Consider the following 24,587-nt stretch of genomic DNA (forward strand, 5'->3'; position numbering starts at 1 on the left):
CAAAGGTAGACATAATGGAATCATTTGCTGAACTATTTGAAGCGAGCATCGAAGAAACAGGTCTGGATATCGAGCGTGGCTCGGTTATCACCGGTACTGTTGTCGCCATCGATAACGACTGGATCACTGTTGATACGGGTCTAAAATCTGAAGGTATCGTCGCTCGTGAAGAGTTTTTAAGCGAAGAAGGCGAACTTGAAGTTGAAGTTGGCGATACGGTAGACGTAGTGGTTGAAGCGGTTGATAACGGCATGGGTCAAACCTTACTGTCACGTGAAAAAGCCAAACGCGTTGAAACTTGGAATTTCCTTGAAAAAATCTCTGACAATGATGAGATTGTAAAAGGTATTATTTCTAGCAAAGTAAAAGGCGGCTTTACTGTAGATATCGGTTCAGTACGCGCTTTCTTGCCAGGTTCATTGGTAGATGTACGTCCTATCCGTGATACGACGCATCTAGAAGGTAAAGAGTTAGAATTTAAAGTTATCAAACTTGATCAAAAACGTAACAACGTTGTCGTTAGTCGCCGTGCCGTTATGGAAGCTGAAAACTCAGCTGAGCGCGAAGAGCTATTGAACAAGCTTGAAGAAGGTATCGAAATCGAAGGTATCGTTAAGAACCTAACTGATTACGGTGCATTCGTTGATCTTGGTGGTATTGATGGTCTATTGCACATCACTGATATGGCATGGCGCCGTATTAAGCACCCATCTGAGGTTGTTGAAGTTGGTCAAGATCTTAAAGTTAAAGTACTTAAATTTGACCGTGAGCGCAATCGCGTTAGCCTAGGTCTAAAACAACTAGGTACTGATCCTTGGGATAACGTTGGCGGTACTTATCCAGTAGGTGCAGTTGTGAAAGCTCGCGTAACCAACTTAACTGATTATGGTTGTTTCGCTGAAATCTCTGAAGGTATTGAAGGTCTAGTACACGTATCAGAGATGGATCATACCAACAAAAACATCCATCCGTCGAAAGTTGTTCAAGTGGGTGATGAAGTTGAAGTAATGATCCTTGATATCGACGAAGAACGTCGTCGTATCAGCTTAGGTATCAAGCAAACTCTAGCCAATCCATGGGATGAGTTTGATAAGAAACATGAGCGCGGCGATAAAATCACTGGTACGATCAAATCAATCACTGACTTCGGTATCTTTATCGGTCTAGATGGCGGTATTGATGGTCTAGTTCACTTGTCAGACATTTCTTGGAATGAAACTGGCGAAGATGCTATCCGTAACTACAACAAAGGCGACACCGTTGAAGCAATGGTATTGTCTGTAGATTCAGAAGCCAATCGTATCAGCCTAGGCGTGAAACAATTAACGTCAGATCCATTTAACGAATACCTAGTCAATAATGACCGCGGTGCTATCGTTAATGGTAAAGTAAAAGAAGTAGACGCTAAAGGTGCTACTATCGAACTTGCTGATGAAGTTGAAGCGTATCTACGTGCTTCTGAGATTCAACGTGACCGCGTTGAAGATGCGACTAAGCATCTAACTGTTGGTGATGATGTAGAAGCGAAAATCATCAGTGTTGATCGTAAAACACGTAATATCAGCCTGTCTATCAAAGCGAAAGACGAAGCTGAAGAGCGTCAAGCGATTAAAGAGTTAAGTAGCACAACTACGACTAGTACTGCTGCTGGTTCTGATGCACAACCAAAAACGATTGGTGACTTGATCAAAGAACAAATGCAGTAAGCTATTTACCGCTAATGTTATGATCTTATAAAAGAAAGCGACTCCGGTCGCTTTTTTTTATGGCTAAATTTTAGTATTAACGATAATTGATACAGTTTTTTCCTTGATAGAGGAACTCTTGTTTCCAATTTCCTTCAATATCCGCTATCATTTACAACATCGAGTAACGAGATGTAAAATCAGATCCAAGTCATTATAAATGAACAGATATTTAGTCAACAATCGCGTGGTTGTCAGCTAATATTTTATAATATCTGTGGTGATCATTTTAGTTATTTCCATCATCTTATCTATCAATGAACAAGGCAAGTATGATAATGCAGCAAACAATCAATAAGTCCGAATTTATTAGTAATCTGAGTGCAAATTGTGACACGATGACAGATACCGTTGTCGATGACGCCGTACGCGAGATATTAAACTTGATGACTCATACGCTCTCCAATGATGGTCGAGTAGAAGTTCGTGGGTTTGGCAGTTTTTGTCTTCATCATCGCCGTGCTCGTATGGGTCGCAATCCTAAAACGGGTGAAAGCGTACCAGTACCTGCAAAAGCAATTCCGCATTTTAAGCCAGGCAAGGCATTACGTGAAGCTGTAAACGAAAAAGTAGCAGGCGGCCAATAAGCCAGTTGAAGTAATATAAGATATTCTACCGATCTACTACTAAAGTATGAGCCGATTTTTCTTATTTATACTAACCCTTTTATGACGTAGTAATCTCAATCAGTATGGCTTAGTTTTTATCCATTTATCTGTTCTATTAAAAACTTAAGGAGACGTCTGATGCGTATTTTATTATTAGTGCTGCTATTTTTGAGCTTCGCTTACTCGCTAGGTTTGGTATTGGCAAACAATACTGAAGTTGGCGTCAATCTTTTGTTTTCGCAAGCACCAACGATGAATTTAGGCTTGCTAATGATACTTTGCCTCATACTTGGTATCGTTATAGGTATCTTGTTAGCACTGCTAATTTTCCGTGTTTTGCAAAACAAGTGGGAAATATCGCGTCTACAAAAGGCAAATACCAATTTGCAAGAGCAGATAACCCAAGCCAATATGGTGATTGATCGTCAAGCGAATGCGCCTACTGTAGAAGAAGCCGTTTATGGTGCAACAGCGGTCAATGTACAGGATACGACAATGCCCAATGCTCATCCCAACGCCAATGTGCATGATGGGTCAAGTTTGACCAAGCAAAAACGTGATTACTAATAATTTGTAATATGCATTTTCACTGCTGATTATAAATATAATAATTTGATAAACCTGATATAAAGAAGCATAACAATGAACAACGCAATTAATTCTCCTGTCATCGTTGCATTAGATAATATGACAAAGGATGCCTCTCTTGCATTAGCTGACCAATTAGATCCGGCATTATGCCGATTGAAAGTAGGTAAAGAGCTGTATACCCGCTGTGGCCCTGAGATAGTCAAAGCATTGCATCAGCGCCAATTTGAGGTTTTTTTAGACCTTAAATTTCATGATATCCCCAATACCACTGCACAAGCAGTATTGGCTGCGGCTGAGCTTGGTATATGGATGGTCAACGTCCATGCAAGTGCCGGCTACGATGCGATGTCATTGGCAAAACAGCGCTTGCTAGATAATGATTTTGACACGCTACTGATTGCAGTGACTGTCTTAACATCTATGGACAATGAAGCACTCATACAAACGGGCATCACCGACGGCTTAGAGGCACAAGTGAGCCGCTTAGCACAATTAACCAAGCAAGCCGGTCTCGATGGTGTAGTATGCTCAGCACAAGAAGCAAAGGCATTAAAGGTATTATGTGGTCAGGACTTTAAACTGATTACGCCTGGTATTCGTCTGCTAGATGATAATGCTGATGATCAAAAGCGTATTTGTACGCCAAAACAGGCATTACTTGATGGCTCTGATTATCTGGTGATTGGGCGCTCAATTACTCAAGCAGTAGATCCTGCAGCGAAATTACAGTTAATACTCCAAACTCTCTAACTTTTCAATCAGATACTTCAGTCAAAAAGTAAAAAGACAGCCTAATCCGCTGTCTTTTTACTTTTTGTCCCTAGATGAAAAGGTGCTAAACTATTTATGTTTATTTAATGATATAGGCTGCTATGAAATTACAGATTTTGAGTGACTTACATATTGACAGTTATATACGTCAATCCCATCCGATAGGGCATATCCCCAAAACCGACGCAGACATCGTACTGGTGGCGGGAGATACAGCAAATAGCGATATTGGTATGCCATGGCTACAAGAGCAAGCAGCGCGCTTACGAGTCCCTCTAATCACTATCGCTGGTAATCATGAGTACTTTAATGAAGACGTGCTGCATTTTGATAAAAAGCTGGCAACTTGGGACAATTATGATAGTGAATCAAAGCAGGGCGTACGATTTTTGCAGTGTCAGCATATTGATATCGGAGAGGTGCGCATTTTAGGTTGTACGCTTTGGACAGATTATCAATATCAAGCCAATGAAGAGACTAGGGCCGTGGCAATGCGCTTTATGCGTGACTACAAACAGATCTATGCCGGCAGCGAGCTGTTTTCACCTGAAATGTCGATAAAGATTCATGCTAAGCAGCGTCAATGGCTTAAACAAGCATTGATAACGGCAAAAGCACTGGGCAAAAAAACCGTGGTGATGAGTCATCATAGTATCAGTCCATTATCTGTCTCTGAGAAGTATGCTGAGCTACCAAGTAATGCCGCATTTATCAGTGATTTATCACGCTGGATGTATGAAGAGTGGGCACCAGCACTATGGGTGCATGGGCATACGCATGAAGCATTTGATTACCACATCCATAAGACGCGCGTTATCGTCAATCCGCGTGCTTATCCAAATGAGGTTAGTAGTACGGCATTATCGTTTACATGGGATAGAGTAATTGATATCGGTTAGTCAAACGTAATAAATATGAGTATTTCTTTTTTGATTTCACCGTGTCATAGCGTCTTATTTCTAATAAAATCAATAGATCTGCTCTCAATATATTTGCCTTAGATTATATTGCGATTGGACTTATATTTGGTTCATTCCTGAGAGAAAATCTGATAGGCTTGTGTGATGAGTAAACTTCCTAATAACACCACATCGAGCCTATCCGCTGAGAAGCTTGCGAGTCATACTCCAAGTGCACCAGCCCCTTCACATCTTCCTGATAGTATGATGTCGTCGGTCAGGTTGTTGCCTGAAGATAAGCGCCTGATTTTATTTACCAGACATTCCCTGCGTGAGCGCTCTGATGGTAATGGCTTTGCCAGTTATCAGCTGCCATTGACACCCAAAGGTCGTGTATTGGCAAAATCTTGGGGTCGTTGGTTGTCAGGACATCTGCCGTATTCGCTCGATGTTGATAGCATCTCAAGCCCGATTGGTCGCTGTCTTGATACGGCGCAGCTGATGCAAGAAGGGGCAGGACTACGGCGTGATATCGCGCACCAGTCATTGTTGGTTGAGCCTGGTAGCTTAGTGACCGAACCTGATATTGCAAATCCCATCTTTAAAGAGATTGGTGTTCTCAATTTTATCAATCGATTCTTGCAAGGCAATCTTGAAGGCACTAAAAACGCTTATCAGGGCGGTCTCGATATTCTATCGCTTTTTTATCAAAATCAGCCGCAACACGGGCATCTAATGCTCGCTGTCAGCCATGACACTTTGTTATCTGCATTCTTAGCGGTGATGTTTGATGTTGTTGAGATTGATTGGAACGATTGGCCAAAAATGATGGAAGGGGTATTTTTGTGGTTTGATGACAAGCCATTCGAGCAGGCAAGTGCGTATTTTGTCTGGCGCGGTGAAGTTTATGTACGTCCAATACACACTTTGCTTGAAGCCTACCGTACTGCTGGCTTTCATCCAAATAAACTATTATTGCCACCAGAAGTAAAATGGACATAAGCGCTATTTACGAAATTATTAATTACTTTTGAGCAGGCATAAAAAAACCTTGCCCCAGTATTAGAACCAGTGACAAGGTTTTAGTTATGATGTTATCGAAGAATCATACGGTCTAAACGCAACCAATCTTAAGCTAGTAAGCCTTTGATGGTTTTGTTTAGGCGGCTCTTACGACGAGCAGCTTTATTCTTATGAAGAATACCTTTGTCAGCCATACGATCAAGAACCGGTACCGCTTTTTTGTAAGCTTCGGTAGCCGCGTCATAATCTTTAGCAGCGATAGCCGCGTCAACACGTTTCAAATAAGTACGAACCATAGAGCGTTGTGACGCAGAGTTCTGACGACGTTTAGTGTTTTGACGGGCGCGTTTACGAGCTTGTGCAGTATTAGCCACGCGAATCTCCTTGATAAAGACAGATAAAATTATGAATGTGGATTGCAATAAAGGGTTTAACCATCATCGATAACGAGCAGCCGTCTCGCCGAACATGATGTCGATGCCTACTATTAAAGTATCTGATAGTAATAAATCATCGCAAGCGCCAAAACTGTTTGGAATAATTAAACAGCGTTGACGTGTAAAGCCGGTTATCTTAGCAAATTATCGCCCTTAGGACAATAAGTTTGATGATTAATGCTCAAAGAAGTTACGGCATTACGTGGATGAGCGGGATTTTATGCCTTTAATAGGTATTAATAAAGGTATTTATCATAATATTGAGTAAGTATTTGAGTCCAAACGAGCGTATGAGCTGAGTAAAACTGTTTGCTGATAAAATCTCTTACAATAAATCATGCATAATAGCCTCGATGATTGATTAATTTAGGTATGATACTACAGTGGTCAGCGTCACCGACGGGCTTTAAAAAGTCACATTTTTGACGATCATAAGTATTCCAACACTCTATAAATGGATAGGATATGCAGCGAAAAGCAATGGTAATAGGTGCAACGGGATTGGTCGGGCAACATCTTGTAAAGCAGCTGAGTGAGATTTATGACACATTGATTGTGATTGCACGGCGTCCGCCTCGTTACATCAATGCGAGCATGCGTTTTTATCAGGTAAATGATTTTGACAACTTAGCCGAAATCTTTGCAAGCATTGGCGCTGATCGAAAAACGGATGCTTTTAGTTGCTTGGGCACCACCAAAAAACAAGCGGGTAGTGATGAAGTTTTTCGCAAGATTGACCATGATTATAATGTTGGTTTCGCCAAACTTTGCCAAGAGAAAGGCGTTGAAAACTTCTTTTTATTGTCCTCGATGAATGCTGACATCAACAGTCGCTTTTTATATAATCGGGTAAAGGCTGAAACGGAAGAGTCCATAATGGCGTTAGGGTTTGCCCAATTGGTTATTTTCCGTCCATCATTACTACTTGGTAAACATAAGGGTCGCCCGCTTGAGAGTCTGGGACAAAAAGCCTTCCAGCTTATCTCGCCATTGGTGTCCGAGTCATTATCCTTACATCCTATTTCAGCTAAGCGTGTCGCTAGTGCCATGGCGATGAGCGCCCATGATATCTATCATCGCAGTAAATACCGCAGCGAACCCGCGATTAAAACCACTGATATTATCGAAAATAAACAGATGCTTGCGATGACCCGCGTAAAACATTAAGCTATTAATCAGATAACTTTTACATTTATTACTACTATAATAAATAGCCTAAGTAATGTTTAAGTTCAATAAATCAAAACAATTTAACCATAACAGACAAGGAGTCTCACCATGCCAGAATCAGCAACAATGACCAAAGAAAACTTTGTAACTTGTGATTTATTAGATGCCAATCCTGAATCACAGGTATGCCTGCCTAATATCGAGGGTAAATCGTTTTATAGTTTTGGCGGTAAAGACAAATTCTGCGGTGAGATTGTGACCGTCAAATGTTTTGAAGATAATAGTCGCGTCAAATCGTTGCTTAACAGTGATGGTAAAGACAAAGACGGTAATGGCAAAGTATTGGTCGTTGATGGTGGCGGGTCTATGCGCTGTGCGCTGTTAGGCGACATGATTGCACAGTCGGCTATTGATAATGGCTGGGCAGGGGTCATTGTATATGGCTGTGTTCGTGATGTTGATGATATGGCAGCAATGGATATCGGGGTCATGGCGCTTGGTTGTATCCCGCGTAAATCAAATCGCCGCGATGAAGGTCAAACCGATCTTGAAATCAGCTTTGGTGATTTAACGCTAAATTCTGGTATGTTTGTCTACGCAGACAATAACGGCATTATCGCTAGTGACAAGCCATTAATTTAAACACAAAGTCTGTTTTTGAAGAACTCCCTATAAAGACCTTGGCTCGCAAGCTAAGGTCTTTTCGTTTATCAGCCCTATTCTTAGCAATAAATCTTTATTTTATAAAGTGTTTGGCTCTTGGTGTTTTCTATAATAATGCTATGTGACAAACCGTTACGGCATAAATTTTGGTAATTGCGCAAATATTCGTATAATAGCTTTCTGACTCTTAACATTGATCTTACCCTTTATGCCTATCACTGCTTTGACTGACGCCTTTGCCCCGATTAACCAGCAATTATTCCCTATCCAAAATGCCCAGCGTCGCTGGCTTGCACCTGTGCACGGTGCAGTCAGCAGCTTATGGCTGGCAAGTTTAGTACAAGCACCTATATGGAATGTTGCCGAGCGTCTAAAAGTCGTAGTGACGCGTGACCAAAATCAGCTGAATCAAATAGAGACAGAGTTGGCGTTTTGCGGCGTGGATGCTCATGTATTTCCTGATTGGGAGACACTGACCTATGATGAGTTGTCACCGCATCAAGATATTGTCAGTGAGCGTATCAATTTATTAACCGATATGCCAACGTCAGGCGTGCTATTGATATCTGTGCAAGCATTAATGCACCGTGTTGCGCCACCAAGCTGGTTAATTGGACAGCATTTTGATTTAAGTGTTGGCGATCAATTTGATATCAATACCCAACGTAGCTTATTAGCAAAAGCAGGTTACCGAGCGGTAGATAATGTCTTTGAGCCGGGGGAATTTGCGGTACGTGGTAGTATCATTGATATCTTTGCCATGGGTCAGCCATTCCCGCTACGTCTAGATTTATTCGACGATGAAATTGAAACCATTCGCTTTTTTAATCCGCAGACCCAACGGACATTAACTGTCGATGACCTAAAAGTCATGATGAGTGGCAACGATAGTAGTATGGGCAAAGAGTCATTGTCGCTACTGCATAAACTGCCAGATATCTCAAAGCCTATTAAACAGTTTCAGATCCTACCCGCAAAAGAGTTTCCACTTGATGAAGGGCGTGAAACCTTTCGCACCAATTTTGCTGCCATGTTCCCCAATAGCAATAGCCGTAAATTTGAATTACATAAAGATGTGATGGCGGGCATTGCCAGTAGCGGACTGGAATATTATCAGCCACTGTTTTTTGATTTAAAAGATTGGACGGTAGAGAGTAGTTTATTTGCTTATCTGCCAAGCAATACGCTATTCATCACTGATGAGCTAATTAACGAGAAACAGGCGGATTATTGGTCGCAAATCCAGCGCCGCTATGAAGAGCGCCGTCATGATATTGATAAACCTATTGTCGCCCCTGAGTTGCTGTATTTGTTGTCAAACACTCTTAACGAGCATCTCAATCATTATCCACGGGTGATACTCAGTGCACGTAATGAACTGTCGACAATGAATGATGCATCTGCGATTGACGAGACAGTATTGGAGAGTCCATTACAGTTATCTGAGCAACCACAGTTAGATTTTGTTCAGAATAAGCAACAAGGCTTGGTGACCTTAAGTGCGCAAGAGCCGCCACAGTTGGCCGTCAATCATCAAAAAGCAGAGCCACTTACTGAGCTGCTAGCGTTTTTAGAGCTACAAGCGCAAACAGCAACACCAGTATTAATAGTATCTGAGACAGCAGGTCGTCGTGAGATTCTTATTGAGCTGTTTAAAGGTAAGATTGAGATCAAGGCTTATGATAGTTTTGCAGCATTTTTAGCTGCCGATAAAACTACTGGTCTTAATGCTAAAAAGCAGCCACAAGTTGGGCTAACGGTTGCGCCTATTGAACGTGGTGTCTATGTCCCTGAGCGTTTGGTTCTGATTAGTGAGACACAATTATTTGGTCGGCAAGTGCTGCAAACACGCCGTCGTCGTCAAAGTGGTGTATCAGAAGAGTTCTTGGTTAAAAGCGTGACTGAAATAACTGATGGCAGTCCAGTCGTTCATATTGAGCATGGCATTGGACGTTATAATGGTTTAATAACTTTAGATGTCGGAGATGGTGAGCAAGAATTTATTCACTTAAAATATGCTGATGATGCCAGTATTTACGTGCCGGTTGCCAATCTGCAAATGATTAATCGCTATAGCGGCGGCGACCCAGCGCTTGCACCATTGCACAAGATTGGTAGTGGAAAATGGGATAAAGCTAAACAGAAAGCGCTCGAGCAAATCCATGATGTCGCAGCTGAGTTGCTTAATATACAAGCACGGCGTGAGGCAAAGGTCGGGATTCATTTTAAAATAGATATCTCGCAATACGAGCTGTTTGCTAGTCAGTTTGCCTTTGAAGAAACACCGGATCAAGCCAGCGCTATTCATGCAGTCATGGAAGATATGAAGCAGAATCAGCCCATGGATCGTCTCATCTGTGGTGATGTAGGTTTTGGTAAAACGGAAGTAGCCATGCGCGCGGCATTCATTGCGGTCAGTGCTGGTTATCAAGTAGCGGTGCTGGTGCCGACTACCTTGCTAGCCGGTCAGCATGAAGACAATTTCCGCAATCGTTTTGCTGATTGGCCAGTACGTATTGAAACGCTTTCGCGCTTTGGCGGTAAAAAACATCAAGACACTGTGCTAACAGACCTTGAGGCAGGCAAGGTTGATATCGTCATTGGTACGCATAAGTTATTACAGCCCGATGTAAAGTTCTCTAATCTAGGTCTAATGATTGTTGACGAAGAACATCGCTTTGGGGTGCGCCATAAAGAGCGTATTAAGGCGATTCAGACTGATGTTGATAGTATGTCGATGACAGCGACGCCCATCCCGAGAACGCTCAATATGGCGCTCTCGGGTATGCGTGATATGTCGATTATTGCCACGCCACCAGCCCGTCGTCTTGCGATTAAGACTTTTGTCATGCAGAAGACCGACGCTTTGATGAAAGAGGCTATCTTGCGTGAGCTGTTGCGTGGTGGTCAAGTTTATCTATTGCATAACGATGTGGCCAGTATTGAGCGTATGGCAGAGACCATACGTGAACTAGTGCCTGAAGCGCGAGTAGGGGTCGCTCATGGGCAAATGCAAGAACGTCAACTAGAACAAGTCATGCAGCAGTATTATCATAAAAAATTCAATGTGCTAATTTGTTCGACCATTATCGAAACCGGTATTGATGTACCGAATGCTAATACCATTATTATAGAGCGCGCGGATAAGTTTGGTTTGGCTCAATTACATCAGCTGCGTGGTCGCGTGGGTCGTAGTCATCATCAAGCTTATTGCTATTTACTTGTACCGTCTATCAAGGGGCTTAAAGGAGATGCCAAGCGCCGATTGCATGCTATTGAGCGTGCTAACACATTAGGTGCAGGCTTTATGCTGGCAAGTGAAGATTTAGAGATTCGCGGTGCTGGAGAAATACTTGGTAAGCAGCAAAGTGGTAATATGCAGGCAATTGGTTTCAGTCTATATATGGATATGCTGGAGCGAGCAACGAAGGCGATTAAAGCCGGTAAAGAGCCTGATTTAAGTACACCATTATCGCTAACCAGCGAAATCAATCTGCATAGCTCGGCACTGATACCAGAAGAGTATCTGCATGATGTGCATCAGCGTTTGTTATTTTATAAACGTATTGGCAATGCCGATGATAAAGAGGCACTGACTGATATTCGAACTGAAATGATTGATCGTTTTGGTGTTTTGCCAGAGCAGACCAAGCAGTTATTTGCGGTTCATGGTCTACGCATACAAGCCGAGCCTTTGAAAATTAATAAAATTGATGCCAATAGTAATAGCATGACATTAGAGTTTGCACCCGATACCCCGGTCGATGCTTTGGCGATTATTAAACTAATTCAAGCAAATGGGCAGCGCTATCGTATGAATGGTGCTTCTGGCATTCGCTATCAGGATGCTGATAAATTGGCAACACCGCAGCAGCGTGTCACGGTGATTCAAGAGTTATTAAGCTATTTTAGCAAGCATATGGTGGTAGAGTCGGTTTAGGATATTCAATCATCACTATATACCATGGAAAATAGCTGTTTAACCTTTACCTTATAGACTAAGAGATTTAAAAAGCAGGACATTTAGACAATAAATCATGACGCTATTTTATCGATTGGATAACTGATAAAATAGCGTCACTGTATTTTTACCTTAAATATCTGTTTTAAATTTTAAGCCTAATCTTTCTTTCTTATCCTTGAGTTTCATAACAAGAGAACCGCCATTATGTTCCAACTTCATCATAAACTTGCTGCCGATAGTTTTTTAGTGGGTGATTTTCCACTATCAACCTGTCGCTTAATCAATGATTGCCAGTTTCCATGGTTGATATTGGTGCCACGAGTATCAGGCATCAAAGAATTGTATGAATTGTCTGAGGCAGACCAAACGCAGTTTTTGCGTGAATCGAGCTGGTTATCAAGTCAGCTCGCTAAAACTTTTCAGGCAGATAAAATGAATGTGGCAGCACTCGGTAATCAAGTACCACAGCTTCATTTTCATCATATTGTCCGCTATCAAAACGATATGCAGTGGCCAAATCCGGTATGGGGCGTTCCTGCAGTGCCTTATAGCAAAGAAGTATTGGCGCAAATGCAACAGACTTTGATGATGGCACTGCGCGGTCATCATCAAATGCCGTTTGATTGGCAGATGTAATTAACTACTTATTGATAGTTTTAACATTGCTTGTTACATGTCAGTTAAAAGAAGTCAGATATATTATCTGGCTTTTTTGCCATTAGCTCGAAATTGATATTTATGTTTAGTACAAAGGTCTTGAGATGATGATTTCATTGGCTTTGGTAACAAAATAAATGACAAACGGTATACTTTGAGGACTCAATGACATAGCTGTTAATAAAATTAAAACGTATAATATGCAAGTTAACTGTTTAATTTCTCTTATATTATTTATAAGCATAAATATTCTTTATAAGGATAAGGTACATTATCTATACTATCTTTATGAGTACTTTCAATGATTTTACTGATTTAAGCGAATAGCTCTCATGGCACTTTTAGACACCTTTAGCCCAAAAAAATCTATACAGGGTACTGATGTCTGTCGATTTGATTATCCTGAAATCTTTGTTCTCATACTCAGCGTGATACTGCTCGCTATCCATTTTGACTTCAGTCCAACTTCGATGGCACTTTTAATCGTCGTCTGCTTACCTAGCCTCATGATTTTAATTTATAACTTTCGTCGTCAAAAAAGCTTTTGGACGTCTAATATAGTTATTATTTTATTGTCTTCTGTTATTGGTTCCATTCAGCTTTGTCCCATTATCTCATTAAGTTTAGCGTCGTTGATCGGATTGCGTATTATTATTAGCAGCCCTGAGAATCATCTAAAGCTGGTTTCTGTATCCATCGTTACCATCATTATTTTTTACTACGTTAGTGTCATTTTAAGTAGTGCCGAGATAGATTGTCATACCAGTTGGATAACGCCTATCATCTTGCTAGCAACGATGCTCGTAATGCTTTGTCACTTTCGCCATATATATTATGAGTATATCCATTATGAGGCACGGGCTGAGCAAGTGGTCGGGCGCTTAAGTACGATGGTGTCGGTAATCAATAAGTTGACACGTTTCGTACCACCGCAAGTATGGGAGCCTATTGTTAAAGCGGATAGTCCAGTTACCGTCGCTAATAAACGCGCTAAGCTGACGATTATGTTTTCAGATATTGTTGGTTTTACTGAACTGTCTGATAGCTTAAGTGCAGATAATTTGGCTGATATTTTAAACACTTATATGCACTGTATGACATTGATTGCCAATAAACATGGGGCAGTACTAGATAAGTTTATCGGCGATGGCATGGTCTGCTTTTTTGGTGAGCCGAGTAGCCGTGGTCCTCGTCAAGATGCCCTAGACTGTGTAGCTATGGCAATAGATATGCGCCGTGAAATGCGTACGCTGCGGCAAAAATGGCGACTGATGGGCTTTGAGGGATTATATATACGCGTAGGTATTAGCACAGGCTACTGTCATGTTGGTAACTTTGGTAGTAATAATCGTCTGAGTTATACGCTCATTGGTAAAGAGGCAAACCTAGCTTCAAGGCTTGAAGCTGTCGCTGGTAAGGGTGAAATATACATCAGCGAAAGCACTCATGACTATATCGCTCATGATTTTGACTGCGAATATGCAGGTGCTTTTCAGTTAAAAGGGTTCGATAATAAAATGAGCGCTTGGAAAGTATTAGATCCTGATGAGAATAAAGGAAAACTGTCAAAATGGGTCGACCACACGCTACCAGGTTTTAACCTGCATTTGAATTTTAGAGACATGCAAGATAATGATTATCAAGATATCAGAATTCGTCTCAATCTTGCACTTGAACGCATCGAACAAGAAGAAAAAGCGGTTGCTATTGAAATAAGTAAAGCCAGTAAAAAAGAGGCTCAGCATCATAAATAGTCGATAATAGCATTAGATGATTATGAGTTATGCCTTTTTACTTTAAACATAAAAAAACCAGTTATGAGTGATAACTGGTTTTTTTATGAGTATTGCTTTTAACTTAAAAATACAAAGGGCTTAAATAGAACTGATAGGCAAAGTCATCAATAATTAGTGATTTTCTTTAGCATGATTTAAAGTATATTTAGGAATTTCGATGGTTAAATCGTCATCCTCAAGCATCACCTGACAAGACAAGCGTGAATCAGGTTCCAGCCCCCAAGCACGGTCGAGTAAGTCAGCTTCGATATCATCCATCTCATCTAAGCTATTAAAACCTTTACGCACTACGACATGGCAAGTCGTACAAGCTTTTGACATCTCGCAAGCATGTTCAATCTTGATGCCTTTTTCGAGTAAGGCTTTACATAAATTTTCGCCTGCTGCTAATTCAACTTCGATGCCTTGAGGGCAAATTTCATGATGGGGTAGTACAGTGATTTTTGGCATAAGGTAGTCTATCCGGTGCTAATCCATTTAAAATAACATCTAAAAATATAAAAATATGCTTAATTTGACACGTCAGTAATATGGTAACTTATTTCTGTTACCAGTCTTTGGCGCTGGTACCTGCCATACTGGTCTTGACACTTTGATTCATGATAAGAGCAGCAAAGGCGTCGCTATGAGGTTTAAGCGCCAGCTTTTTTGCATCAATAAGGGTTAAGTCATTGGTATCAAGCGCAGCTTGCAAGTCTTGCATAGTATGTACCAAAGACTGCTTAGCATCTTCTGAAAGTAAAGCGTCAAAATCTTTCAATGCCGATTGCAGTGCCAGTATCTCACGTTCTGATTCAACCTTGGTTTCAATCAATGAGCGCGCGTTTTTGTCTTCTTCAGCGTATTTAAATCCTGCAATGAGTAACTGTTCTTTTTGTTCATCAGACAAACCATAAGAAGGCACAATCTCAATTTTACTTTCGGTCTTGGTAGTGGTTTCTTGTGCACTCACTGTCAGCTGCCCATTAGCATCAATGCTAAAAGTCACTTCGATTCGCGCAAATCCCGCTTTCATGGGTGGAATACCGTATAGCTCAAAGCGTCCTAGGGAGCGGCAGTTATCGACAGTCTCGCGCTCACCTTGTACCACATGAATCACCATACCAGTCTGGCCATCTTGATAAGTGGTAAACACTTGGCGCTTTTTGACTGGGATGGGTGTGTTACGCGGAATAAGCACCTCAACCAAACCGCCCATGGTTTCAAGACCAAGCGATAGCGGAGTAATATCTAACAACAATAAATTATTATCACTATCACCGTTGACCAATTGATGCGCAGTTTGTGCCGCACCTAAAGCAACGACTTCATCTGGATTTAATCGACAAAGTGGCTGCTTTGCAAAAAAATCAGTAACCATTTGTTTAACAGCAGGCATGCGGGTCGAGCCGCCAACTAAAATAACTTCATCTAAGTCAGATGTTGAAAGTTTGGCATCACGTAATACTTGTTCGCAAACGCTCAAGGTGCGGCGACTCACTGGGTCTGCAATGACTAATAAATCTTCACGGCGCAATATGCCCTTAAAGGATTGCTCATTCACGATAATATCAATCTCAACTTGCTCAGCATCCGTCAACGCTTGCTTATAGGCTTTGGCTTGCTGAGCAAGGATTGACTTATCGTGCAGGCTGACGTCTATAGGATCGATATTCAACTGCTTGATCAGCCAATTGGTCAATAAGCGATCGATATCATCACCACCAAGTGCACTATTACCACCTGTCGCTAGCACCTCAAAAACGCCATCGTTTAGTTTCAAAATCGACACATCAAACGTACCGCCGCCCAAATCATAGATAAGGTAATGTTTCTCGATACCTGCATCAGTTGCTTGGTCGAGTCCATAAGCAACCGCAGCTGCAGTAGGTTCGTTCAACAGACGCAGTACCTTGATGCCAGCTGCTTGAGCGGCGTCTTTAGTAGCTTGACGCTGTGCTTCATCAAAATAGGCAGGCACGGTAATGACCGCACCTTGAATGCTATCCTCAGGCAATGCGTGAGCAGCACGCTGTTCTAGCGCTGCTAAGATACGCGCTGACACTTCAACAGGAGATACGGCTCCTTGCGCAGTGACAAAAGCTGGCATTTCATCTTTGTCACCGCTTAGCTCATAAGGATGAGAGAATTTGATATCAGCTTGGCTACGACCCATAAAGCGCTTGGCTGAAATAATGGTATTTTTTGGATCATCTACTACGTGGGCGAGGGCGTCCGAACCAACCAATGGGCTACCTTCACTTGGATAATACACCACAGAAGGCAACAAGGTATCTGTCGCTGTGCTTGCTTGCAAAACTTGAGCTTTGCCTGAGCGTACCACGGCGACCAATGATCGCGTGGTACCAAGGTCAATGCCTAGGCCAAAACGATGCTCGTGAGGTCGGGTGCTTTGATTGGGTTCAGCAATTTGCATTAAGGACATAAGATAACTCAAAGATAAAATGAATAAGTGAAATGATACAAAGACGATAAATAGACTATCGTCAGTACAACATAAAATAGTTTTGCTATAAATGTTTGAATATAGAAACTAGCCATTAAAGGCTTTTAGAGTCAAGATTATACGAGATAATTGGTCTTACTTTAACCGTCGCTTTTTAAAAATTCTGAAACGTATTATAAATTGAGCCGTTATTATTATATTCAATAATAACGCTACTAATAAGCGCATTAATTACACATATAAATCATCATCATCTAAATGTGTAGCTGCCGAGATTCCATCAATGGCTGTCACGACGTCAGCATTTAACTTCACCAGAAATTTCAGCTTTTGGGTAGAATCGATAGCGGTTTGCCAGTCTTGAGTCTCATAAGCGTTTTTAAAGCTTGCTGACTGCTTTGCTAGACGTTCTGTAATCTGTGGATGTAACTGCTTTAGCGTTGCTATATCTTGAGCACCAATAGCGTCGTCCAAATCCATGCGCATTTCCATAGCGTCTTCTAAGAAGTCTAGATCTGCGATGGAATGCTCTAGACTTTGCGCTTGACCTGCCATATCTAACAAGTAGCTGGCTCGACTATCAGGCGAACTCAGAGTTTGATACCCTTGATTAATAAGCGCTGATGCTTGCTCAGATTGCTGCTGTGCTTTTGCAATATTGGCTATATTTTTTGCTACATTGTCAGGATGATAGCGTTTTTGCAAAAAACGTAAACGCTGATCCAAATTGTCTTGTACAACCTCAAACTGTACGGGCTGCTCAAATAAGGCAAAAAAATTATCAAACTGTGGTTCTAATACGTTGTCTGTCATATCGTCTGCCTTTATTTTATTTATTATTTTAAGGGCTTCTATTTTATATAGTAAAAACGGTTAAACCGTAAAAGACTCACCGCAGCCACATTCGCCTTTCTGATTAGGATTACTGAATTTAAAGCCTTCATTGAGACCTTCTTTTTCATAATCCATTAATAGACCATCGAGATATACCAAGCTTTTAGGGTCAATAAAAATACTAACACCAAGGCTCTCATAACGGGTGTCATTTTCGTCAGGAATATCGACGAATTCTAAAACATAAGCCAAGCCTGAACATCCTGCCGTACGAATACCCACGCGTATGCCTTCGCCTTTACCGCGATTGTCCAAAAACTCACGCACATGTTGAGCGGCGCGTTCTGTCATTTCAATCATGCCAACTCCCATTGACTATCAATAATAGGGATAAAAATTCAAAATAAATAAAAGGTGACAATTACATAAGCGTCATTGTCACCTCCTTGGCGTTAGCCGCTTTTTGGCAGCTTGCGCTTTCATACAGAGAACAAGTTGCTAAACAATATATATTAAACAGCTTATACACTATTTAATATGGCTGGTCATTTTAACGACGACTGGGCTCAAGCAGGAACATGCTTGCCTTTATAGTCGCTAATAGCCGCTTTAATTGCATCTTCTGCAAGGACTGAGCAATGCACTTTTACTGGTGGCAATGCCAATTCTTCAGCAATGTGACTGTTCTTAATTTCACCAGCTTGATCCAAGCTTTTGCCTTTTAGCCACTCAGTAACGAGCGAGCTTGACGCAATGGCTGAACCACAACCGTAAGTTTTGAAGCGTGCATCTTCGATAATACCGTTATCATCGACTTGGATTTGTAAACGCATAACATCACCACAGGCTGGTGCGCCGACCATACCAGTGCCAACGTTTTTGGCATTTTTATCAAGATTGCCAACGTTGCGTGGATTTTCGTAATGATCAATAACTTGGTCACTATAGGCCATGGGGTTTTCTCCTGGTTAGATGATGAGCTGTCATTTAATGACTGTCTTTGTTAATGGGTTACTGGCTCATCGATAATTGGGGTCAAACACTTAATGTATAATTGTCTGATTCATTAGCTATGGCGATATTTTTATGTTTGATAGAAAAAGTAAATAAAAATATCGCTGTTGCCATTATTTTTTAAATTATAAAGCTTAAATGTAGTATTAGTGCTCAGACCATTCTACTGAGTCTAAATCAACGCCTTCTTGATACATATCCCAAAGTGGCGATAGCGCACGTAATTTATCAACAGCTTGATGCATCTGGGTGATAACCGTATCAATGTCTTCTTCAGTAGTATAACGACCAAAGCTAAATCTGATTGAGCTATGTGCCAACTCGTCTGGGCGACCAATAGCGCGCAAGACATAAGATGGCTCAAGAGTCGCTGACGTACAAGCTGAACCTGATGAGACAGCTAAGTCTTTTAGCGACATCATCAGTGATTCGCCTTCAACAAAGTTAAAGCTGATATTTACAATATTAGGTACGCTGTTTTCTAAATCACCGTTTAGGTAGATCTCTTCAATATCTTGTAGACCATCCCACAGTTTTTGGCGTAATTTTGCCGCATGTGCATTGTCTTCTTGATAGCGCTGATTAGCTAACTCAAATGCTGCGCCAAGACCTACGATTTGGTGAGTCGGCAAAGTACCTGAACGCATACCGCGCTCATGACCACCGCCATGCTGCTCGGCTTTTAGGCGAATACGCGGCTTGCGACTAACGAATAGGGCACCAATACCTTTAGGACCATAAGCTTTATGACCTGAGAAACTCATTAAGTCAATTTTCATCTCTGCAAGGTTGATAAGTACTTTACCAACAGACTGTGCGCCATCAACGTGAAAAACAACACCCGCTTCGCGCGTGATTTCACCAATCGCTGCAACATCAGTCACCGTACCAAGCTCATTATTCACCATCATGAGAGACACTAAGATAGTATCTTCACGTAAGGCAGCTTTTACTTGCTCTGGTAAAATCATGCCAGTGCTTGGCTGCGGCTCAAGATACGTAATCTCAAAACCTTCTTGCTCAAGCTCACGGCAGGTATCTAATACCGCTTTATGCTCAATTTTACTGGTAATAATATGCTTACCACGAGACTGATAAAAATGAGCAGCACCTTTGATGGCTAAGTTATCAGATTCTGTCGCACCAGAGGTAAAGACGATTTCGCGAGGATCAGCATTGATGACCTCAGCAACTTGCTGACGAGCCGTTTCTACCGCTTCTTCTGCTTGCCAGCCGTAGCCATGCGAGCGTGATGCTGGGTTACCAAAGATGCCATCTACCGTCAGATATTCGCTCATCTTGGCAGCGACTGACTTAGCAACTGGCGTCGTGGCGGCATAATCTAAATATATAAGGGTGTTATGTTGGCTCATGCTGGGTTTGCCTCGCTGGTCGATAAAGTAATAGTGTTAATGTCTTTTGTAGAAATATCTTTTAGAGCATCGCTGTGCTGCCGATCTGATACAGACTGCACGTGCTCCATGTTTAATAATTGCGCTAATGTTATATTTTTCAAGTACTGCTCTACATGATTTGATAATGCACACCACAAATCATGGGTCAGACACATTGTACCACCTTGGCAGTCGCCGCGTCCTTCACACTGCATGGCATTGACCGATTCATCGACAGCAGAAATGATACTCATGACATCAATCTGATCAAGTGGCTTTGCTAAATAATAGCCACCTGCTGCGCCGCGAATACTAGTGACCAAACCACGCTTACGAAGTTTTGAGAATAACTGCTCAAGGTAGGATATAGAAATGGACTGTCGCTTGGCAATGTCGGATAAAGACACCGCGCTTTCTTGTTGGCTGGTTTGTAATGCCAAATCTAGCAAAGCGGTCACGGCATATCTGCCTCGAGTAGTTAAACGCATGTGTTATCTCCAAACTTTTTAAGGATAATTTTATTTAACAACGATCTTAGTATCGGTCAGATGGTTAAGAGATAGCCAGTCACATATAATAGCTATGCTGCTAATAAGAAAAATCATCTGTCGACTAAGTGTGTCTTATCGTTATTAAACAACAGATGGTTTACCCGATGTGTGCAACGATAAGGTAATTATACTCAATCCCGAGTAATTTAGTCAAGATTAAAGTGTGGTTGAATGGTTAGTGATATTAATGACGATGATTGATAAAAACAATGATTGAAGATAAAACGAAAAAAGCGCTTGATAGACGATCTGTCATATCAAACGCTCTTAAGAGATATTTTTAAAAAATCATCTATACATCAGATTATTTTTTGAACATTAATTCATTACAAAGAGTGCAATGATGGCAGCAAGAGCAATGATAGAAGCAATTATTGTCGTGATGATAAAAGTCTTTTGTTTGCTTTGTAGCTCTTTGACAGCGGTTTCAAGCTCACGATTTTTGATGGTCAAAGTAGTAATTTCGATCTGCTGTTCTTTAATACGTAGCTTATAGCTTTCTTTTTTATCTGCCATTTCCGCTTCGGTCGGCTTGGGCTTGCTTTTACCGCCCTTAATCTTTTTGATTAAGCCTTGAATTAAGCTACCTAGACCAAGCTGCATAATAAATTGCTTAACCAGCTGAACCTGTAACGTTTCACCACGCATTTGCAGCTTTTCAGTTGTTTCACTATCATGCGTGGTAATGGCATTAATCACTTGCAGGCTATAAGCATTGATCACGACATCAGGTTCACTGCGACCAATAGGTAGCCTGTCATCTAATAACACGCCTTTGGTACTAAAAGTAGCGAACACCTCTACGTGTGGTAGATATAATCTAAGCGCAACGACAGTTTCTTGCTTAGCAAGTGGATAAGCGGCTTTACGGAGTTCTGGATCTAAACGTAACAATAGGGTCAGCGCCGATTCGATAAACACCAAAATGACATTAAGAAAAGAGTGAGACAACGTAGAACGCTTCATGTAGATAATCCGTTTTTATTGTTCAAATAAAACATAATAAGATAAGTAAGGGTTAAAACCGACCCAAAGTATGCAATGACATTGCGCTTATAGTAACGCCTTTATGATAAAAAGTAACGCGGGTTTCTGTCAGTTGCAAAATTATTACCTGACAATAATTCTTTTATTTCATGCGTTAACTATCACAGTTTATAGTTGGCGTTGATAAACATCAGCGTCTAGATAAGGGCTCAGCAAACAAAAGCTAAAATAGCGTTTTTGTCATCATATTGCAGCAGGTTTAGGTAACATTGGGTGTCAAATACGTTGTAGAGTGCACAAAAATATGTAAAATTGCTTGCGCTCCTTATGTTGCCTTGCTATAAAGGCGATAACAAAGCAAAACCTGTTTATGCATGAGCCAAGTGGTTTTTATTGCTTAAGTGCTCTGAGAGCGATACAATGCTTGGCGTGAGCGTTTTTTTACCCCCTAAAACTTGAAGGAAATTTTATGAATAAGTCAGAATTAATTGATAGCATTGCTGAGAAAAGTGGTCTAAATAAAACTCAAGCTGGCGATGCATTGAACGCAGTTATGGAAAGCGTTGGCGAAGCTCTAGAAGCTGGCGATAGCATTTCACTAGTTGGTTTTGGTACTTTTAGCGTAAAAGACCGTAAAGCACGTACTGGCCGTAACCCTAAGACTGGTGAAGAGCTAAGCATCCCAGCCAGCAAAGTACCAAGCTTTAAAGCTGGTAAAAACCTAAAAGAGCGCTTGAACTAAGCCGTATCTATTTAAAGACAGTCGCAGCTTATGACGTGATACATGAATAAAAACTGCGTTTGTTGATGATAAAGCAATAAAAGGTGACACCTCATAACAGCTATGAGCGACTCATCAAAAAAGCACCTAGATATTAGGTGCTTTTTTTAGTGCTATAGTTTGTATTATATCACCTGAATATTTTGAGTCTGCATCAAAAATCACGTATCATAGGGCGCGCGATAGAGATGTTGTTCAAACCAAGACGGTGTTATCCGCCTTGAGCGACCATAATAAAATGCACCCCTTGTTAGTTTTACCATTTTCTTACCATTGCCAGCTTGTAGAGCGTTGATATTATTAATAGTATTACAATGGTTTTTCATCAATATAGGTTAATAAAGCAGAGATAACTATGGATAAATTGCGCGATTTTTTAAAAAGCTGGCCGGGTCGCATTTTATTGATTTTATGCCTATCGCCGCTCGCTCTATTGGGCGTCGAGAGCTACTTTGGGGGTAATGTCGATCCCAATCAGATCGCTCAGGTAGGGGACGCGAGTATCGGCCTATCAGAGTATCAGACTGCGGTAAACAATCGTCGTACTGAGCTTTTGGACCAAGTTGATGATGCCAGTTTATTAAATGAAGATGTGCTACATGAGCAGGTGTTAAAAGGTCTGATTGATCGCACCTTGCTAGAGCAGCAGGCTGGCAAGCTTGGCATGACCGTCTCTGATGACACCATCAATCGTCTTTTGCGCCAAGAAGAGATCTTTAAAGGTGCAGATGGTGAGTTTTCAAATGATCAGTTTGCAAGCTTTTTACGTCAACGTAATATGACAAAAACCCAGCTGTTTGATGAGTTCCGCAATCAATTGAGCTTAGATCAGCTGAATGCCAGTATCGTTGGTACTGCTGCTTATCCTATGAAAGCGGTCAGCCAGCTGATTGATTTACAGCTAGAGTCGCGCAATATTTGGCTACATCGTTTTAACTGGCAAGATTATGTGTCAAAAGTTAAATTGAGTAAAAATGACATCCAAACGTATTATGATGCCAATAAAGACACGCTAAAAAGTGCCGCTATGGTCGATTTGGCTTATTTGCAGCTTAGTCCTCAGACCATCCAAGTAAACGAGGTCACTAAAGAGGATTTACAGCAGCAATATGAAGCCTATAAGCAAAGCCTTGCCGTCGTCGATGAGCGTAAGATCAGCCAAATCTTATTGACTGGTAACGATGCCAAAGCGCGTGCTGATAAGATCAAAGCGCGTCTTGCCAAAGGTGAAGCTTTTGCAAAGGTTGCTAAGACAGAGTCAGATGACCCATCAGGGGAAACAGGCGGTGATATCGGACGCTTTAATCCGTCGGTATTTGGCAATGACGCTGCTGCGGTAGAGAAAGCGTTAGAAGGCTTGAGTGTAGGCGATGTCAGCGTACCGGTGAAGACCAGCTTTGGTTATCAGATATTTACGGTGACTGAAGATAATGGTAAAAAAATACCAAGCCTTGAGAGTATGCGTGATGAGTTGATAGCCAAAGCAAAAGAGTACAAGCGTCAAGAAATCTACGCTGACAAAGTAACGGCAATTAACGATTTGGCGGCAGATGGTTTCAGCATTGAAGATATCGCTCAGCAAGAAAATGTATCATTAAAACGTCTTAAAGATTACCGCAAAGAGAACAATAAATCTGTTCTAGCGCAGCCAGCCGTGATTAAACAAGCGTTTGATGAGTTCACCATTCAAGATCAAGCGGTCACAGCAGGTATCGAGGTTGGTAACGGCACAGTCTGGGTGCAGCCAAGTAATTATCGTCCGACCAAAACACTGTCTTTATCTGCTGCAACCCCTAGAATTACGCAGCTATTACGTCAGCAAAAAGCCAGTGATTTAGCATTAAATGATGCGAAAAAACTTGCCGCCGGCATCAAAACGACTGCCGATATCAATAAGCAGGCAGTAACGTTTCAGGCACTTGGTGAAGTCAACCGTCAGACCACGCAATTGACAGAAAAAGAGCGCGGCTTAGCGTTTAGTAAGCAAGCGCCTGAGAAAGTCGTGGTTGCCGTGGCAAGCAAAACAGAGATGGGTGCAACCGTATTGGTTGGTGATCGTATAAAAACAGACCAGCAATCGCCATTATCTGCAGACCAAAGAGCGCAAACTGCGGCTATTATTCGTGATAATCTAGGTCAAGATCAGCTGCAAGATTACTTAGACTATTTGCGTATGGTTTACAAGGTTGAGATTAACAAAGCCAATATGGAAAATGCACAAGGGCGATAAGCACTTTATGAGCTCTCCATTCTAAA

The 24,587-nt window shown here is 41.4% G+C and carries 22 protein-coding genes; 13 read left to right on the forward strand and 9 right to left on the reverse strand.

From position 1 onward, the window contains the following. Positions 1 to 14: 14 nt before the first annotated feature. The 6 genes from rpsA to OEG80_RS04485 all read left to right on the forward strand — a co-directional run bounded on the left by rpsA (position 15) and on the right by OEG80_RS04485 (position 5,616). The gene (rpsA, locus tag OEG80_RS04460) at positions 15 to 1,706 is read left to right on the forward strand and encodes a 30S ribosomal protein S1 (protein WP_201531252.1); all 1,692 of its coding nucleotides are present in this window, start codon (positions 15 to 17) and stop codon (positions 1,704 to 1,706) included. A gap of 317 nt (positions 1,707 to 2,023) precedes the next feature. After that, the gene (locus OEG80_RS04465; protein ID WP_020443770.1) at positions 2,024 to 2,332 is read left to right on the forward strand and encodes an integration host factor subunit beta; all 309 of its coding nucleotides are present in this window, start codon (positions 2,024 to 2,026) and stop codon (positions 2,330 to 2,332) included. A gap of 159 nt (positions 2,333 to 2,491) precedes the next feature. Next, positions 2,492 to 2,920, forward strand: coding sequence for a LapA family protein (locus OEG80_RS04470; RefSeq protein WP_133104463.1), 429 nt, complete (start codon positions 2,492 to 2,494; stop codon positions 2,918 to 2,920). A 75-nt stretch (positions 2,921 to 2,995) separates the two neighbouring features. Continuing rightward, positions 2,996 to 3,694 (forward strand): orotidine-5'-phosphate decarboxylase, encoded by a 699-nt coding sequence (gene pyrF, locus OEG80_RS04475; protein WP_263241997.1) that lies wholly within the window; start codon positions 2,996 to 2,998, stop codon positions 3,692 to 3,694. A 122-nt stretch (positions 3,695 to 3,816) separates the two neighbouring features. Next, positions 3,817 to 4,614, forward strand: coding sequence for a metallophosphoesterase (locus OEG80_RS04480; RefSeq protein WP_263241999.1), 798 nt, complete (start codon positions 3,817 to 3,819; stop codon positions 4,612 to 4,614). A gap of 165 nt (positions 4,615 to 4,779) precedes the next feature. Beyond that, positions 4,780 to 5,616: a histidine phosphatase family protein gene (locus OEG80_RS04485; protein WP_263242000.1), complete on the forward strand. Its 837-nt coding sequence runs from the start codon at positions 4,780 to 4,782 to the stop codon at positions 5,614 to 5,616. A gap of 128 nt (positions 5,617 to 5,744) precedes the next feature. Here the strand turns inward: OEG80_RS04485 and rpsT are convergent, their stop codons facing one another. Next, positions 5,745 to 6,011 carry a 30S ribosomal protein S20 gene (gene rpsT / locus OEG80_RS04490; RefSeq protein ID WP_011513993.1) on the reverse strand — a complete coding sequence of 89 codons (267 nt, stop codon included), beginning with the start codon at positions 6,009 to 6,011 and terminating at the stop codon, positions 5,745 to 5,747. Between the two features lie 528 nt (positions 6,012 to 6,539). Between rpsT and OEG80_RS04495 the strand changes: the two genes are divergently transcribed. From OEG80_RS04495 to OEG80_RS04515, 5 genes are all read left to right on the forward strand, one after another. Next, complete coding sequence (locus tag OEG80_RS04495) at positions 6,540 to 7,241, forward strand: NAD-dependent epimerase/dehydratase family protein (RefSeq protein WP_263242001.1); 702 nt, start codon at positions 6,540 to 6,542, stop codon at positions 7,239 to 7,241. A 129-nt stretch (positions 7,242 to 7,370) separates the two neighbouring features. Continuing rightward, on the forward strand, positions 7,371 to 7,886 hold the full coding sequence (gene rraA, locus OEG80_RS04500; RefSeq protein ID WP_041772578.1) for a ribonuclease E activity regulator RraA: 516 nt from the start codon (positions 7,371 to 7,373) through the stop codon (positions 7,884 to 7,886). A 229-nt stretch (positions 7,887 to 8,115) separates the two neighbouring features. After that, positions 8,116 to 11,847 carry a transcription-repair coupling factor gene (gene mfd / locus OEG80_RS04505; RefSeq protein ID WP_263242004.1) on the forward strand — a complete coding sequence of 1,244 codons (3,732 nt, stop codon included), beginning with the start codon at positions 8,116 to 8,118 and terminating at the stop codon, positions 11,845 to 11,847. Between the two features lie 228 nt (positions 11,848 to 12,075). Further along, entirely contained in the window at positions 12,076 to 12,507 is a 432-nt protein-coding gene (locus tag OEG80_RS04510; RefSeq protein ID WP_011513989.1) for an HIT domain-containing protein, read from the forward strand. Between the two features lie 353 nt (positions 12,508 to 12,860). Further along, positions 12,861 to 14,282 carry an adenylate/guanylate cyclase domain-containing protein gene (locus OEG80_RS04515; protein WP_263242005.1) on the forward strand — a complete coding sequence of 474 codons (1,422 nt, stop codon included), beginning with the start codon at positions 12,861 to 12,863 and terminating at the stop codon, positions 14,280 to 14,282. Positions 14,283 to 14,435: 153 nt separating this feature from the next. Here the strand turns inward: OEG80_RS04515 and fdx are convergent, their stop codons facing one another. The 8 genes from fdx to OEG80_RS04555 form a co-directional block, all read right to left on the reverse strand. Continuing rightward, positions 14,436 to 14,774, reverse strand: a complete 339-nt coding sequence (gene fdx, locus OEG80_RS04520; protein ID WP_263242008.1) for an ISC system 2Fe-2S type ferredoxin — start codon at positions 14,772 to 14,774, stop codon at positions 14,436 to 14,438. A gap of 97 nt (positions 14,775 to 14,871) precedes the next feature. Continuing rightward, on the reverse strand, positions 14,872 to 16,749 hold the full coding sequence (gene hscA, locus OEG80_RS04525; RefSeq protein ID WP_263242010.1) for a Fe-S protein assembly chaperone HscA: 1,878 nt from the start codon (positions 16,747 to 16,749) through the stop codon (positions 14,872 to 14,874). Positions 16,750 to 17,001: 252 nt separating this feature from the next. Next, entirely contained in the window at positions 17,002 to 17,583 is a 582-nt protein-coding gene (gene hscB / locus OEG80_RS04530; RefSeq protein WP_263242011.1) for a Fe-S protein assembly co-chaperone HscB, read from the reverse strand. A gap of 60 nt (positions 17,584 to 17,643) precedes the next feature. Then, on the reverse strand, positions 17,644 to 17,964 hold the full coding sequence (gene iscA, locus OEG80_RS04535) for an iron-sulfur cluster assembly protein IscA (RefSeq protein ID WP_011280745.1): 321 nt from the start codon (positions 17,962 to 17,964) through the stop codon (positions 17,644 to 17,646). 206 nt (positions 17,965 to 18,170) lie between these two features. After that, positions 18,171 to 18,557: a Fe-S cluster assembly scaffold IscU gene (gene iscU / locus OEG80_RS04540; RefSeq protein WP_011513983.1), complete on the reverse strand. Its 387-nt coding sequence runs from the start codon at positions 18,555 to 18,557 to the stop codon at positions 18,171 to 18,173. A gap of 207 nt (positions 18,558 to 18,764) precedes the next feature. Then, entirely contained in the window at positions 18,765 to 19,991 is a 1,227-nt protein-coding gene (locus OEG80_RS04545) for an IscS subfamily cysteine desulfurase (RefSeq protein ID WP_149491857.1), read from the reverse strand. Continuing rightward, complete coding sequence (locus OEG80_RS04550; RefSeq protein WP_149491856.1) at positions 19,988 to 20,500, reverse strand: Rrf2 family transcriptional regulator; 513 nt, start codon at positions 20,498 to 20,500, stop codon at positions 19,988 to 19,990. The genes OEG80_RS04545 and OEG80_RS04550 overlap by 4 nt, the downstream gene beginning before the upstream one ends. A gap of 381 nt (positions 20,501 to 20,881) precedes the next feature. Continuing rightward, positions 20,882 to 21,529 carry a hypothetical protein gene (locus tag OEG80_RS04555; protein ID WP_263242012.1) on the reverse strand — a complete coding sequence of 216 codons (648 nt, stop codon included), beginning with the start codon at positions 21,527 to 21,529 and terminating at the stop codon, positions 20,882 to 20,884. A gap of 490 nt (positions 21,530 to 22,019) precedes the next feature. Here OEG80_RS04555 and OEG80_RS04560 point away from each other — a divergent pair, with 490 nt between their 5' ends. Next, entirely contained in the window at positions 22,020 to 22,292 is a 273-nt protein-coding gene (locus tag OEG80_RS04560; RefSeq protein WP_011513979.1) for an HU family DNA-binding protein, read from the forward strand. 394 nt (positions 22,293 to 22,686) lie between these two features. Continuing rightward, positions 22,687 to 24,561, forward strand: coding sequence for a SurA N-terminal domain-containing protein (locus tag OEG80_RS04565; protein WP_263242013.1), 1,875 nt, complete (start codon positions 22,687 to 22,689; stop codon positions 24,559 to 24,561). Positions 24,562 to 24,587: the final 26 nt, after the last annotated feature.

This window comes from Psychrobacter sp. SC65A.3 (assembly GCF_025642195.1).
Lineage (GTDB): Bacteria > Pseudomonadota > Gammaproteobacteria > Pseudomonadales > Moraxellaceae > Psychrobacter > Psychrobacter cryohalolentis.

What these genes read in the sequence shown, in the direction of transcription:
- rpsA (WP_201531252.1), top strand. Translation starts at nt 15, where the DNA reads ATGGAATCATTTGCTGAACTATTTGAAGCGAGCATCGAAGAAACAGGT.
- OEG80_RS04465 (WP_020443770.1), top strand. Translation starts at nt 2,024, where the DNA reads ATGCAGCAAACAATCAATAAGTCCGAATTTATTAGTAATCTGAGTGCA.
- OEG80_RS04470 (WP_133104463.1), top strand. Translation starts at nt 2,492, where the DNA reads ATGCGTATTTTATTATTAGTGCTGCTATTTTTGAGCTTCGCTTACTCG.
- pyrF (WP_263241997.1), top strand. Translation starts at nt 2,996, where the DNA reads ATGAACAACGCAATTAATTCTCCTGTCATCGTTGCATTAGATAATATG.
- OEG80_RS04480 (WP_263241999.1), top strand. Translation starts at nt 3,817, where the DNA reads ATGAAATTACAGATTTTGAGTGACTTACATATTGACAGTTATATACGT.
- OEG80_RS04485 (WP_263242000.1), top strand. Translation starts at nt 4,780, where the DNA reads ATGAGTAAACTTCCTAATAACACCACATCGAGCCTATCCGCTGAGAAG.
- OEG80_RS04495 (WP_263242001.1), top strand. Translation starts at nt 6,540, where the DNA reads ATGCAGCGAAAAGCAATGGTAATAGGTGCAACGGGATTGGTCGGGCAA.
- rraA (WP_041772578.1), top strand. Translation starts at nt 7,371, where the DNA reads ATGACCAAAGAAAACTTTGTAACTTGTGATTTATTAGATGCCAATCCT.
- mfd (WP_263242004.1), top strand. Translation starts at nt 8,116, where the DNA reads ATGCCTATCACTGCTTTGACTGACGCCTTTGCCCCGATTAACCAGCAA.
- OEG80_RS04510 (WP_011513989.1), top strand. Translation starts at nt 12,076, where the DNA reads ATGTTCCAACTTCATCATAAACTTGCTGCCGATAGTTTTTTAGTGGGT.
- OEG80_RS04515 (WP_263242005.1), top strand. Translation starts at nt 12,861, where the DNA reads ATGGCACTTTTAGACACCTTTAGCCCAAAAAAATCTATACAGGGTACT.
- fdx (WP_263242008.1), bottom strand. Translation starts at nt 14,774, where the DNA reads ATGCCAAAAATCACTGTACTACCCCATCATGAAATTTGCCCTCAAGGC.
- hscA (WP_263242010.1), bottom strand. Translation starts at nt 16,749, where the DNA reads ATGTCCTTAATGCAAATTGCTGAACCCAATCAAAGCACCCGACCTCAC.
- hscB (WP_263242011.1), bottom strand. Translation starts at nt 17,583, where the DNA reads ATGACAGACAACGTATTAGAACCACAGTTTGATAATTTTTTTGCCTTA.
- iscA (WP_011280745.1), bottom strand. Translation starts at nt 17,964, where the DNA reads ATGATTGAAATGACAGAACGCGCCGCTCAACATGTGCGTGAGTTTTTG.
- iscU (WP_011513983.1), bottom strand. Translation starts at nt 18,557, where the DNA reads ATGGCCTATAGTGACCAAGTTATTGATCATTACGAAAATCCACGCAAC.
- OEG80_RS04545 (WP_149491857.1), bottom strand. Translation starts at nt 19,991, where the DNA reads ATGAGCCAACATAACACCCTTATATATTTAGATTATGCCGCCACGACG.
- OEG80_RS04550 (WP_149491856.1), bottom strand. Translation starts at nt 20,500, where the DNA reads ATGCGTTTAACTACTCGAGGCAGATATGCCGTGACCGCTTTGCTAGAT.
- OEG80_RS04555 (WP_263242012.1), bottom strand. Translation starts at nt 21,529, where the DNA reads ATGAAGCGTTCTACGTTGTCTCACTCTTTTCTTAATGTCATTTTGGTG.
- OEG80_RS04560 (WP_011513979.1), top strand. Translation starts at nt 22,020, where the DNA reads ATGAATAAGTCAGAATTAATTGATAGCATTGCTGAGAAAAGTGGTCTA.
- OEG80_RS04565 (WP_263242013.1), top strand. Translation starts at nt 22,687, where the DNA reads ATGGATAAATTGCGCGATTTTTTAAAAAGCTGGCCGGGTCGCATTTTA.